Raw genomic sequence first — 13,593 nt, 5'->3', positions numbered from 1 at the left:
GAATAACAGGTTTTTTGATATTTTTGTTTCGCCTGAAGAGTCCCATAAAATTATTTTATTTTTCGCAAAACAAAAATAAGGGAATCTCAGGCTTTTTTTATTTTAGACTTTCGGATAATAGTGAAAAGATATAAAACCCTATTTTGACAGGGTGACTAAAAATTTTGAAACCTTATCATTAATCGAGGTAAAGATTCAGGAATTGTGATTAGTCTCTCGAAGCATACAATTCGTTGGTTTCTACCAATTATGAATTGTCATCTAGAACGAATGAGAAACGCCTTGACTCGGCAATTGAAAAATTAAAAAACAGAACATCTTTTTCGAAAGAATTAATCGAAGACTAAGATGAAATATGTTATTGTTGACGCATCTTGGGAAGATTATTTGTATTGGCTAAAAATAGACCCAAAAAAGATGAAAAAAAACAATGAGTTGCCAAAGCACATTTCCCGAACACCATTTGATATAATTGGAAAACCAGAACCTTTAAAACACAAATATGCTGGATTTATGTCTCGAAGAATTGACGACGAACACCGCTTCATCTATAGGTTTCTAGAAGATGAAATACAGATTTTAAATGTAGGTTTCAATACGATCAATAAACGTTTTTACGGATTCACTTGCAAAGAGTGAAGATTTGGTATTTCACTTTCTCAATATCACAATTCTATAGGCTCAATATGAATTAGGATATTTGCCAATTCCGGAAGTTGTTCCATCAAGGCATCTTTGGCAGCATGCGAAATTTCATGTCCTTCGGTTACCGATAAATTTCCGTTAACCAATAAATGTAAATCCACCCAATACGTCATTCCAGTTTTTCGGACAAAGCATTTTTCTGTTCCTTGAACACCATCGACTTTCTCGGCAATGACACGGATTTCTTCCACTAAATCATCGTAAACGTGTTCGTCGAGAATTTCGCCCAAAGCAGGTCTGAAAATCAAATAGGCATTATAAACAATAAAAAAAGACGCAATTAATGCCGCCCAATCATCAGCCGTTTCATAACCCGGACCCATGTAAATGGCAATTGAAATTCCGATAAAAGCCATAAGCGAAGTCAAAGCATCACTCCGATGGTGCCAAGCGTCTGCCTTTAATGAAGAACTATTGGTTTCCTTTCCTTTTCTCGAAACTACTTGGTAAAAACTTTCTTTTATAACAATAATGACTGCTAAAACGATTAACGTAAATTTTTCGGGAACTTCGTGCGGCGTTTGAATATTGATGACACTTTCATAAGCGATGATCGTTGCAGAAATCAATAAAAAACCCACCACCAAAAAAGTAACCAAGGTTTCGGCTCGACCGTGACCGTACGGATGATTCGAATCGGCGGGGCGGGTGGAATATTTGAGTCCGAACAAAACCAAAGCCGAAGAAAATACATCGGTCATGGACTCAATGGCATCGGCAACTAAGGCATACGAATTTCCTAAAACTCCAGTAATTCCTTTGGCTACAGCCAAAACAAAATTTCCAATAATACTTAGATACGTTGCCTGAATCGCTTTTTGGATATTGGATTGCATCAATTTTTTTTAGAAGTACAAAGTTATCCCATATTTATGAATAGACACAAAAAAAGCGATCTAAATAGACCGCTTTTCGTTTTATTTTAACCACCCATGTATTCTCCTTCTTCGCCGCCTTCTCCGCGAGGTCGGTCTCTTTCGGATTTCTTTCGGTTGAAACGGTAGGTAAAGGATAAATTGACTTGTCTTTCGCGCCATTGCATTTCGGAATAGGCATTTTGCGATGGTAGGTTGGTTTCCATAATTCTTTTTCGAGAGTTAAAAACGTCGCTAACATTCAAAGCAATTGTTCCTTTGTCTTTCATTACATCTTTACTAAAGGCCAAATTCATACTTGCAATTCCTCTTGAACGTCCTTGGGCATTGGTTTGTGGTGCATTGTAGGTACCATTTGTTTGCCATTCAATTCCCGAAGGCAAAGACACTTTAGATGTAATTCTTGCAAACCAAGACAATGCGGTGTTGCTAAAATCGATATTCTCAGACTCGCCATTGAGGTTTACAAATGTGTAATCGCCACTAGTTTGATTTCGGAAAAAGTTGAAATTTCCGTTCAGTTTCCACCATTTGTAGGCATTGTAATTTAATGTAAATTCAAAACCAAAACGGTCTTCAAATCCCACGTTTACTGGAGAAGTTACTAATACTGAAGTGTTGTTGATGATTTCGGTGTTTCGCACAAATTGTACAGCATCTTTGGTTCTATTGAAATATGCAGAGGTATTAAAAGTGAGTTTGTTCCACTTTTTTAAATAACCCAAATCGTAAGAATCCGTCAGCGATGGGTCTAAATCGGGATTTCCTCGAAATAAATTGATGTTACTGGACAAGCTCGAAAACGGGTTGATGAATCGTGAACGCGGACGCGAAATTCGCTTGCTGTAACTTAAAGATACGTTTTGGAAATCGCCTAATTCATAAGTAATAAAAGCACTTGGGAATAAATTATTGTAGTTTTTAGTATTGAAATTGGCTTGTGTAAACTGATTGATTTCAATATTTGAATCTTCAAAACGCAATCCCAACAAATACGAAAACTTATTGATTTTAGAACCAAATTGTGTGTAGAGTGCATTGACTCTTTCTTTATATTGCAACGCATTGGTAAATTGAGCGTCGTTGATCCAAATTCCAGCGTCTAAATTTTCAACAGCATAATCAGTCGTTAAGTCCATTAAGTTTCCTCTGTATCCCGCTTCAAATCGGTGTTTGTTGCCTATAGGCAAAATATAATCGGCCTGTAAAAGCATTCTTTTTTGCTTTTGAATATTTCCCGTTCGCTGCTGGTCATTCAATAAAGTATTGGTCAATACATCATTTTCGTTGATGTCAATCAAAGACATGTCATTATCTTTACTGATAGAGTACGATCCATCAATGCTCAATTGGTGGCCGTCTGTTTTGAATTTTTTGATAAAATTAGTAGAGTAATCATAATCGGTATCATCACTTCTTTCATCGTTGAATCGATTGGTAATGGTGTTTAAAACCCTGTTTTGATTGTACTGATATAGAAATACGTTATCGGGATTTTCACCGTCGCTTTTTCGGTAAGCAAAGGTATTGGTCCAAGATGTCGTGGGCGAAATGAACAATTCGGCACCGATATTTCCATTGTAACCTTTTCGGATTCGCTGGTTATTTCTTCTTTCGTCTACGTAACTTGTAGGCAAACCATCCGCGTCTAAATATTCGGTATCGGTTAATGAATTTCCGGGACCATTGGAATAACTGTATCCTTGAGTTGTAAAAACATTGAAATGCTTGGTTCGTAAATTGATCGTACCGTTTATTCCAAAATTATCCGGATTTCCCGTTATCGCGGTCACGGTTCCATTAATACCCAAGTTTTTACCTTTTTTTAAAACGATATTGATAATACCCCCTCCTCCTTCGGCATCGTATCGAGCAGATGGATTGGTGATTACTTCAACTTTGTCAATAGTCTCTGCGGGAATTAATTTGAGGGCTTCCGAGATATTAATACCGCCAAGACCCGATGGTTTTCCGTCAATTAAAATTCGTACATTATCATTCCCTCTTAAACTTACATTGCCTTCAACATCAACGGATACCGAAGGAACGTTGTCTAAAACATCACTTACGGTTCCGCCTTTTACCATCATATCTTGCCCGACGTTGTAGACTTTCTTATCGAGCTTGATCTCGACTGTTGACTCTTCTTTTCTAACTTCGACGACATCAAGCATTGTGGCATCTTCCACTAAAGCAAACGTACCCAAATTTACATCCGAATTTATGGCACGGTTTTGAAACTCTACGGGTTTAAAAGAAATAAATTCAATTTTAATATTATAAGTGCCCGATTTAACTTCAATGTTAAACGCTCCTTTAGCATCCGTAATGCCTCCGGAAACCGCACTTGGGTTTTGAACTTCAACAAATGTAATGGTTGTGTATTCGAGTGGTTGTTTGGTAATCTTATCAAAAACTTTACCTGAAACTTTTACTTTCTTGGCATCAGATTGCTGTGCGAAACTAAAATTTACAAAAAATAAGGCGAGTAAAATGATAAAAACTTGAAACTGTCGCATGAAAAATGTTTTTTTAATTTTTAATTAGACAGCAAAAATACCTTATGGTTTAAGGGGTTGTTCCCAAATTAGTGTTAAATGAACGGCTAAAAGTGTTATAAAAAATCATTTAATTTTTCAATCGGTCGAGCTACAATTGCTTTTTCGCCATTAACAATAATAGGCCGCTCAATCAAAATGGGGTATGCAGCTAATGCATTCACAACATCCTGATCTGAAAGCGTTTTTGATTTAAATTTTTCGATCCAAATAGATTCTTTCGTTCTTACTAAATCAAGTGGTTTATAATCTAACTTTTTAAGTAAGGTTTGGATTTCTTTAAAAGTTGGGGGATATTCTAAATATTTTATGATCTCAAACTCTTTTCCTGACTTTTCTAAAATTTGAACAGCTTCACGCGATTTTCCGCAACGGTTATTGTGGTATACTTGTATCATCTTTTTTTACAAATAACCGAAAACATTAGAGAATTTGGAGTAAATTAGTGCTTACTTTTTTAACTAAAAATGAAATTGACTATGTACATTGAACAATTGATCCAAAAAAAATCAAGTCTACTCATTTATCTTCCGCTACCCTTGTGTTTTTTTGTACTGATAATTTACAATTATATTTCGACTAAAAATAGTGATGCCGAGGTTTTGATTCAAAATTTGATTGACAGCATTGGCGTGAATGCCGCTTTTGTTTTGATGGTTGGTCCACTTTCAGCTATGTGTATGGGACTGCTACTTTGGGTGAAATATGTACACGAACAAGGTTTGATAAGTTTTACAACATCACGAAGCACCGTCGACTGGGGTCGTATTTTATTTGCCTTTTTTCTATGGGGCGCTTTCGTGATTGGAACGATTTTGATTTCCTATTTTACAAATCCAGAAAATTATGTTTACAATTTTAAGCCCATTCCGTTTTTAGTGTTTCTACTTTTGGCTTTACTATTAATTCCTTTGCAAACGAGTTTTGAAGAATATTTTTTTAGAGGTTATTTGATGCAAGGATTGGGACTTGCCACTAAAACCCGTTGGTTTCCTTTTGTATTTACCTCATTTGCATTTGGACTTATGCATATTGCAAATCCGGAGGTAGGAAAAATGGGTTACATCATACTCATATATTATGTTGGGACTGGTTTCTTTTTGGGAATATTGACATTGATGGACGAAGGTTTGGAATTGGCTTTAGGTTTTCATGCAGCAAATAATTTATTTGGGGCCTTGTTATTGACATCCGATTGGTCGGCATTTCAAACGCATTCCATCTTGAAAGACATAGCAGAACCCTCGGCAGGATATGACGTTATACTACCTGTTTTTATCATTTTCCCGATTCTCCTTTTCATTTTTAGCAAAAAGTACCGTTGGAAAAACTGGCGTCAAAAACTTTTTGGAACATTACAAACTACAGAAATCCGAAACTCAATAAACTTATAACACTATGGAAAAACCAACATACCTCGACGTTCATCCTAAATTCAAATTAAACGGACGTAGTTTAACAAAAGACGACTTTTATATTGTAGCCTACAGTTTTATAAAGGAAGGAGAAGATTTTGAGAAACCAGTGGGGCAATTTCTGCTGGATTGGTTTGATGAAAAGCCGTATATCGAAATGCATACCTCAGGCAGCACTGGAATTCCGAAATTAATTCGTGTGAACAAACAGTCTATGGTAAATTCGGCTTTAGCATCTGGTGTATTTTTCGACTTGCAGTATGGGAATAAAATCCTCAATTGCTTGCCTATGAAATATGTGGCTGGAAAAATGATGTTTGTACGAAGTTTTGTTTTGGGTCTTCACATGGACTTTGTCCCTCCTTCGCTACAACCCCTGAAAAAGCTGGACGATACTTATGATTTTTGTGCAATGGTGCCGCTCCAAGCTCAGAACTCATTAGACGAATTGCACTTAATAAAAAAATTAATTGTAGGAGGAGCAAAAATCAGCACTAAATTAGAAAAGCAGCTGCTTGGACTAAAAAAAACGGAATGTTACGAAACTTTTGGTATGACTGAAACCGTTTCGCACATTGCTGCTAAAAGAGTGGGTGAAAAAGCTTTTCGGTTGATGCCCGATGTTTCCATAGAAAAGGACGACCGAAATTGTTTAATTATTCACGCACCGTTACTGACAAACGAACCCATAATTACCAACGACTTGGTTGAAATCGTAGGCGGCGACCAATTTAAGTTTCTTGGACGATTGGACAATGTGATTAACTCAGGAGGTATAAAAATCAATCCGGAACAAGTAGAAGAAAAACTTGCCGATAAGATAAGTCCTCGATTTATGATCAGCGGAAAACCAGACAACGACTTAGGAGAAAAATTGGTTCTGCTAATTGAGTCGGAACCGTTTACTATTGACTCAGATATGTTTAAAGGTTTAGATAAATTTGAAAAACCGAAAGAAATTCATTTTCTAAAACAATTTAAGGATTCTTTGAATGGAAAGATATTGCGAAGAGAAACGTTGCTTCTTGTGAAAAAATAAAACGCAAACCTTGTTTAAAGGCTAAACAAGAATTTAAATGGTTGAGACATTCAAACCTATTTGATCAACATTACTTTTAAAAAAATCCCTAAAAACATCCCTATTTATTATAAAACAATTATCAAGTAAGACCCAAAAAAAAAGCCTGATTCAATGAATCAGGCTTTTTTGTTAGCTATTTATTCTTACAAATTATTTAATTTGAAAAGTAACTCTTCTTACGATTTTACGTGCCTCTTTAGATGATTTATCAACTGAATTATCTTCACCATTAGCTACGATATTCAATCTTGAAGCGCTGATTCCAGCATCTACTAAAATTTGTTTTACTTTAGTAGCACGTGCTTTAGATAAGTTATCGTTATATTCATTAGATCCAATTTCGTCAGCATATCCAATAACATTTGCAGTAGCAGATGGATTAGCATTTAAATATCGAACTAAGAAATTTAAACCGTCTGTAGAAGCAGGTGTCGGAGTTGTAGCAGTAAAGTCGAAATATGCATTTACGTAACCTTCGTTGATAAGTCTTTTAATATCAAAGTCAGAACCTGGAGTACCTTTATCGCTAGCATATTTAGAATCAAAGTAACGCTCTAACTCATCAGCGATTCCGTTTCCATTACGGTCAATAGTTCTACCTTTAGTATCCGTAGCAACTCCAGCCATAGTATTTGGTTCAGCATCAAACATATCAGCCACACCATCTTTGTCAGAATCAACTAAGCCTTTTTCAACATCAGCAAGTCTTTTTTCTACACCATCCAATTGTTCTTTCAATGCAGAATCCAATACAAACCAATCCGCATGTACGTCATTTTTACCTAGATAAAATGTCAAACCTAAAGAAGTGTTTAGCATTGAACCTGTTAAGTTATTAGATGTAGCTGATCGTGATCCATCCCAATTTAAATGTTGTCTAAAGTTACTCAAGTAAGTAAAATCTCCTGTCAACACAATTCGGTTACTGATTCGGAACTGAGGCGTTAATCCAATAATAACTCCTCCATTATCTTCAGTCAATCCGTTGTTAATTCCAGACTTTACATCAAGACGAGAAACTTGTAAACCAGCATGAGCTAAGATACCAAAACGACTTGTGAATGTTTCAAATCTCATGATTCTTCCAAGGTTAGCTATACCTTGAAATCCTACTCTATATTGATTTGTTTCAAAAGGCAAAGATGTTGTTCCTGATTGATTTTCCATCATATCATAACCAAAATCTAATTTTGCTCCGAAATTTGGATTGAACATATATCTAGCACCTAAATCAAAATGATTTACGCCTCCGAAATTAAAATATTTTTCTTGATCTGATGAAAAATAACCTGGAGCAAAAGGCTTATTTGGTTTATTTTGCCCAACGTTTAATTCAATAGACCACTTGTTGTAATCAGATCCTTTATTTTCAGCATCTTGACTTTTCTCTTCAGTTTGGGCATAAGCCGAACTTAAAGCTAAAACACTGGTTAATGTAAGTAGATACTTTCTCATAATTTTACTGTTTAATTTATTCGCAAAATAACGTCATATTTCCGAACCAAAAAAATATTTTAACATAAATTTTCACAAAATTTTGTTTTTAAATTACGATATTTTTAATAAATAGAGAAAAGTTCTTAACGAAATCGTTGTAATTGTCAAAAAAAATACTGTTTTTTCAATAAAAATCGTTTTGATACCCCTTTTTTGTACTTTTATGTTTACTGTAAATTTACATTAATTTGACAAAATGGATTTTACAAAGTACTTTTGATGTAATAACCTGAAAATTAGAATATATGCGATTTCACACAAGGAAATGGGTCAAACCCGAAGATTTAAATCCGAATTCAACTCTTTTTGGAGGAAAGTTACTCGCTTGGATTGACGAAGAATTAGCTTTGTATGCGATTATTCAATTGGAAAATACACGAATTGTTACCAAACACATGTCGGAAATTAATTTTAGAAGTTCGGCAAAACAAGGCGATATTATTGAAATTGGAATTGATGTGGTCAAATTTGGCACCTCATCACTAACATTAAAATGTGAAGTACGTAATATCATGACGTGGGACACCATTATTACTATAGATTCTATTACAATGGTTAGTTTGGGCGAAGATGGAAAACCAAAAGCCCACGGTAAATCCCAAATTGAGTTTGTACGAAACCGACTGAATTTAAACGAATGAAACAAGCTGTACCTCATGATTTAGTTACGCTTACTTAAAACATCATTCCTCCTTTTGAGCTGCGTTATGCAGCCACTTCTAATTAAAAAGCTTGAATTAAATTTCGATCTTGTTTATAAAAACACAAATCATTAGGTGTATAATATTGAAAATTTTTGCCTAAAAAAAGCCTGTAAAAGGCTTATTTTATAATCTCAATTGTTACCGTAAGCACTCCATGATTTTTATTGTCGGTAATTTCCATAAAAGCTTCTTTCGATAAGTCGAGCTCACGTTTTTTTTTGAAAGGACCCCGATCGTTAACTGTAACAATTACGGATTTTTTATTAGCAACATTGGTGACCCTTAATTGGGTTCCAAAAGCCAACTTTCGGTGTGCGGCTGTCAATTTCCTATTACTAAAAATAGCGCCACTAGCCGTTTTCCTTCCGTCAAATTTATCGGCATAATACGAGGCCTCTACGTTTTTTTTATAAACCGTTACATTGGTGGGTTTTTTAGAAGAACAATTTACAAGTAGAATGGACAAAAAAAGAATAGTTCCTGTTTTTAAACACCGGAAATCCATCGTTTTATTTGATAATTTCAATAGTCACTTTTAAATTTCCTGCGTTTTTATTGGCAGCGATATCCATAAAAGCACGACGAGTAAGGTCAATTTCTCTTCCTTTTGAAAAAGGACCTCGATCGGTTACGGTAACAATTACAGACTTTCCGTTGACTTCATTGGTTACTTTAACTTTTGTGCCGAAGGGAAGTTTTCGATGAGCGGCTGTGTATTTTTCGTTATCAAACTTGGTTCCGCTTGCCGTTCTTCTTCCATTGAATTTATTGTGATAATAGGATGCATGTGCATTTTTTTTATGCAATTTAAGATTCAAATTGGATGCTAATCCCAAGCTGTCGGCGATGCTAGCATTTTTTATCAGGGTGTCTTGCGTAACTTTTTTTGGCTCTTGTGAGAAAACGTTTTTAGGAGAAAAACTACTAAAAAAAAGTACGGCGAAAACAAATGAAATTAATGTTAGAAATTTATTTTTCATAAGTTGTTCTTTATTGTTTTTGATCATTCAAATGGAAGCGAACTTATCTAACAAAATTTTTCTTTCGAAAAAAAATGCTGAATCACTTCAGGAATATTTTTGAATTATAACGATTTTGCAGTACAACAAATACTATACCTTAAAATCAAAAAAGCTCCATAAACATGAAGCTTTGCTGGTTTTACAACCACATTTTATAAGGAATTCGCGAAAGAATCAATACTAAACCCAATGTATAAAAAATAGCAAAAGTTTTGAATTTAGCGTTTGATGTTGTCAAATTTTTGTGTTTTGACCAACCAACTGTAATGAGGATTATTGCAATAATATTTATCAGCGGATGCTCTAAGGATGTTAAACGAAGCGCTGGGTCTTTCATTTCGCCCAAAACAGCTTTCCCAAGTGGCGATACAAAGTACAAGACTAATCCAAACAACAATTGAATGTGTGTAAAAATTAATGCAAATAAAGCGATTTTTCGGTCCTTGGCTGTGAACTCTTTTTTAGATGAAAACCCTATAAACGCGTTAATTACAGCAATTACTAAAATTAAAATTACTAAATAAGCCCAACCTGAATGTGCTTTCTGAATGATTTCGTATGTCGTCATTGTTTTAAATTTTTTTAGGAAATCAAATATAGTTAAAAATTTGCATAAAAAAGCCTTGCCGTTGAGCAAGGCTTTAAATTTAATCTGTGTTTAACTAGAATGTGTAGCGAATGGATGCATTCCAAGTTCTTCCTAAGCCAAAGAAGGCGTTGTTTCGAACATCAATTCCTTTATAGGTTTCTGATTCACTTGTTGTTGGAAAAATACCGTTTACATTTCCTGATGCATTAGATGATGAAATTTCTGATAAATAAATTTCGTTAAAAACGTTGTTCACGTTTATTCTGATGTTTATAGCATTTTGTTTGTTTTTGCCTACTAACATTTTATAGGATATTCCAGCATCCGTTAAATCATAGTTTGGAAGCTCTAAATTATTGTTGGTTACCGTATTAGCATACAATTTGTCGTAATTTCTCCAATCTGCATCTATAGAAAATCTAGGTAATAATTCATACCGAATTCCCAATCCCCATGAAGTTTGAGCGGCATCCCCAACTTTACCTCCATCAATATCTGTTTTTGTTACATCCAAAGGATTTAAATTTTCATCGCGTAAAGTACTGATTGCATCACCTTCGTAAATCCAATTCCCTACAGAAGCAAAACCTTTTAAATCAATATTATTAGTTGGTTTTAATACAAAATCTAACTCAACACCCGAGTGCACTTGTTTTACACCTTGATTTTCTGTAAAAATTAAATCTCCAGCATTTACAATAGTTGTACCAATGGTATCCGTTTTAGCAACAACACCGGATGTAGTAATCACTCTGTCTTCCCAAGTAGTTCTGTAAGCATTGATACTTGCGTTAAATATTTTAGATTTAAAGCTGTAACCTGCCTCTAAACCTAATACTTTTTCATTTTCAGTTAGTGGATTAACCTGATTGGTAAAGTTTAAATAAATATTATCGTGGTACGGCTGACGAGAATAATATCCTGCATTGGCATAAACAGAATGTTTATTTGCAATTACATAAGCTATACCTCCTTTTACGTTATAACCAATGTTGGCTACTTTTTCTGAATCTTGAAACTCTTTTTGATAATCATAGTAGTCAAAGCGTTGGTGGGTTTGGTTAGAAACTGCTCCTTGAACAAAAGTTGAAAAATTATCATTTGCATATTCCAGTTGACCAAAAACACCGCCATAAGAAATAGTTTCGCTATAATCATAATCTATTTTTTGATTTCCTGGCGCATTATTAAAAAATGAATGCCACGGATCAATATTATACGATGCTGTTACTGTATTTGATAGACTTGGCAATGTGTTGGGATTTGGTATCACATGATTGTTATCTCTTAAAAATCTACTTTCAGTCCAACCCTTTAAACCTACAAAGTTTGAAATTTGGCGGTAGTGGTCTCCATTATATGTTCTGAGGTCCAAACCGAAGTTCAAATTCAAGTTTTTATCTAATTCCTTTTTAAAATTAGATACAATTCCATACCAAGCATGATTATTCATAGAAGCACGAATTGCATAGTTTGCTGCAGTTCCAATTCCATTAGTAGCTTGTACATTTTTTGAATAAATTTCGTCAAAATTAATTTGTCCATCGCTGGTAAGCTGTCCTTTTCCTCTTCCGTAATTTCCGGTTCCTCCACCTCTACCCCACGATGCATATACTACTGTAGATAAAGATGTGGTTGAGTTTATATTGTAATCCCAATTTAAATTTGCCACAGGTTTATGGTAAAAATTCGTTCTTTCGGAAACATATTCTCCGTCAAGAGTTCCCCAATTGCTGTTGTATTTTCTGCCAAAAGTTAAATAATCTGAAATTCTTTTGGTGAAATTTTGATCATGTTCTTGGGGTGCACCTGTAATTAAAAAATTAAAAGTATGTTTGTCATTAGGTTTGTACCCAAAAGAAATAAAATAGTTTTGTCCTCTACCTTGAGTTCCTTCGTTATAACCGTCACCTTGCCAATGCGTCAATAATACACTCACACCAAAACCGTTTTTCATTATTCCAGTATTGTATGCTGCTGTAGTTTTTAAAAACGAGTCGTTACCAACTCCTGAAGAAACAAAACCACCCTCTTTTTTATCAGTAGCCTTGGTTACAAAATTAACGGTTCCTCCAACGGATGAAATAGCAAGTTTAGAAGATCCCAAACCTCTTTGAATTTGAATGAAATTTGCAATATCCGACATTCCACTCCAATTAGACCAATACATCTTACCGTCTTCCATACCGTTAATAGGTTGCCCGTTTAACAAAAATGCAGTATTATCTTGTTGAAAACCACGAACTGAAATTCTCGAATCTCCAAATCCACCCGCTTGACCCGCTACATAAACGGAGGGCGTATTGACCATAGTTTGGGTAATGTCCATTGCTCCAATTTTCTCCACAATTTCTGCTGATTTAATAGTAGAAACTGCGATAGGCGTTTTTCTATCTTTAGCTAAATCGATAATTCCGCGTCCTACAACAACCACTTCTTCCAACTGACCTGCATCTTCTTTTAATCGGATGCTTCCCAAATCGACCGTTTGACCGTTTTGAACCGTAAAACTAATGACCGCTGTTTCAAATCCTACGAAGGAAACAATCAATTGTCCTTTTTCGGCAGTAGTTTCGATGCTGAATTTTCCATCCATATCGGTCACGGTTCCAACTGAAGTCCCTTTAATGGTGACGTTAACTCCTGGAACTCCCGAATTTAATGTTTCGTCAATAATAGTTCCTGTAATTTTTCCTTGACCCATTACTGCAGAAACCACTAACAGTAATAATCCTGATAATAACCAATCTCTAGTTGCTTTCATTTTATTGTTATAATTTTTGGACAAAATAACAATACAAATCCGAGAACAACATTAATTAATCATTATTAAAATGTCATTTTCTAATCGCAATCCTTAAAAAAAATTGATTTTGAAGCCAATAAATAAATTATTATTACATTTTATCTTAAATTAACAACAAACCATTTAATGATTTTTGATGATTTTTTTGCTCTGCTAAATAATTATCAAAAAAAATGCTTCGCAAAACAGAGATGCGAAGCATAAAACTTTTAAAATGCTGTGTTCAATTCATAAGTGCAACAAACTTATTATTTAGAGTTTCAATTGGACTAAGATAATTGAATTTTCTAATAGGTCTGTTATTAATTGATAATTCTACTTGTTTAATTTTTTCATTAGTT

Annotated in this window: 11 protein-coding genes and 2 pseudogenes; 5 read left to right on the top strand and 8 right to left on the bottom strand. The window is 34.6% G+C overall.

Annotated features, from left to right (window positions below):
* The first annotated feature begins 130 nt into the window (after positions 1-130).
* Together ACIQ2X_RS07535 and ACIQ2X_RS07530 are read left to right on the top strand one after the other, a co-directional pair.
* Positions 131-347, top strand: a pseudogene (locus tag ACIQ2X_RS07535) (type II toxin-antitoxin system Phd/YefM family antitoxin).
* 1 nt (position 348) lies between these two features.
* Positions 349-608, top strand: a pseudogene (locus ACIQ2X_RS07530) (Txe/YoeB family addiction module toxin).
* A gap of 57 nt (positions 609-665) precedes the next feature.
* On the opposite strand, the gene ACIQ2X_RS07525 reads toward ACIQ2X_RS07530, so the two are convergent.
* From ACIQ2X_RS07525 to ACIQ2X_RS07515, 3 genes are all read right to left on the bottom strand, one after another.
* Positions 666-1,541 carry a cation diffusion facilitator family transporter gene (locus ACIQ2X_RS07525; RefSeq protein ID WP_396178316.1) on the bottom strand — a complete coding sequence of 292 codons (876 nt, stop codon included), beginning with the start codon at positions 1,539-1,541 and terminating at the stop codon, positions 666-668.
* Between the two features lie 86 nt (positions 1,542-1,627).
* Complete coding sequence (locus tag ACIQ2X_RS07520) at positions 1,628-4,099, bottom strand: TonB-dependent receptor domain-containing protein (protein WP_396178315.1); 2,472 nt, start codon at positions 4,097-4,099, stop codon at positions 1,628-1,630.
* Positions 4,100-4,194: 95 nt separating this feature from the next.
* Complete coding sequence (locus ACIQ2X_RS07515; protein WP_396178314.1) at positions 4,195-4,536, bottom strand: arsenate reductase family protein; 342 nt, start codon at positions 4,534-4,536, stop codon at positions 4,195-4,197.
* Positions 4,537-4,605: 69 nt separating this feature from the next.
* Here ACIQ2X_RS07515 and ACIQ2X_RS07510 point away from each other — a divergent pair, with 69 nt between their 5' ends.
* Entirely contained in the window at positions 4,606-5,532 is a 927-nt protein-coding gene (locus tag ACIQ2X_RS07510; protein ID WP_396178313.1) for a lysostaphin resistance A-like protein, read from the top strand.
* Between the two features lie 4 nt (positions 5,533-5,536).
* Entirely contained in the window at positions 5,537-6,592 is a 1,056-nt protein-coding gene (locus ACIQ2X_RS07505) for an AMP-binding protein (protein WP_396178312.1), read from the top strand.
* A 192-nt stretch (positions 6,593-6,784) separates the two neighbouring features.
* On the opposite strand, the gene ACIQ2X_RS07500 is transcribed toward ACIQ2X_RS07505, so the two are convergent.
* Positions 6,785-8,089 carry an OmpA family protein gene (locus ACIQ2X_RS07500; protein ID WP_396178311.1) on the bottom strand — a complete coding sequence of 435 codons (1,305 nt, stop codon included), beginning with the start codon at positions 8,087-8,089 and terminating at the stop codon, positions 6,785-6,787.
* A 287-nt stretch (positions 8,090-8,376) separates the two neighbouring features.
* Between ACIQ2X_RS07500 and ACIQ2X_RS07495 the strand changes: the two genes are divergently transcribed.
* A complete protein-coding gene (locus ACIQ2X_RS07495; protein ID WP_396178310.1) occupies positions 8,377-8,772 on the top strand; it encodes an acyl-CoA thioesterase in 396 nt (131 codons plus the stop codon).
* A 181-nt stretch (positions 8,773-8,953) separates the two neighbouring features.
* Here ACIQ2X_RS07495 and ACIQ2X_RS07490 read toward each other — a convergent pair whose 3' ends face one another.
* From ACIQ2X_RS07490 to ACIQ2X_RS07475, 4 genes are all read right to left on the bottom strand, one after another.
* Positions 8,954-9,340 (bottom strand): septal ring lytic transglycosylase RlpA family protein, encoded by a 387-nt coding sequence (locus tag ACIQ2X_RS07490; protein WP_396178309.1) that lies wholly within the window; start codon positions 9,338-9,340, stop codon positions 8,954-8,956.
* A 4-nt stretch (positions 9,341-9,344) separates the two neighbouring features.
* Positions 9,345-9,815 carry a septal ring lytic transglycosylase RlpA family protein gene (locus ACIQ2X_RS07485; RefSeq protein WP_396178308.1) on the bottom strand — a complete coding sequence of 157 codons (471 nt, stop codon included), beginning with the start codon at positions 9,813-9,815 and terminating at the stop codon, positions 9,345-9,347.
* 181 nt (positions 9,816-9,996) lie between these two features.
* The gene (locus ACIQ2X_RS07480) at positions 9,997-10,425 is read right to left on the bottom strand and encodes a hypothetical protein (RefSeq protein ID WP_396178307.1); all 429 of its coding nucleotides are present in this window, start codon (positions 10,423-10,425) and stop codon (positions 9,997-9,999) included.
* A 94-nt stretch (positions 10,426-10,519) separates the two neighbouring features.
* Positions 10,520-13,210, bottom strand: coding sequence for a TonB-dependent receptor (locus ACIQ2X_RS07475; protein WP_396178306.1), 2,691 nt, complete (start codon positions 13,208-13,210; stop codon positions 10,520-10,522).
* Positions 13,211-13,593: the final 383 nt, after the last annotated feature.

Origin of the sequence: Flavobacterium sp. (assembly GCF_044368625.1) — a bacterium.
GTDB lineage: Bacteria > Bacteroidota > Bacteroidia > Flavobacteriales > Flavobacteriaceae > Flavobacterium.
The sequence above is the reverse complement of the archived record's forward strand: the minus strand, read 5'-3'. Positions and strand labels throughout refer to the sequence as shown.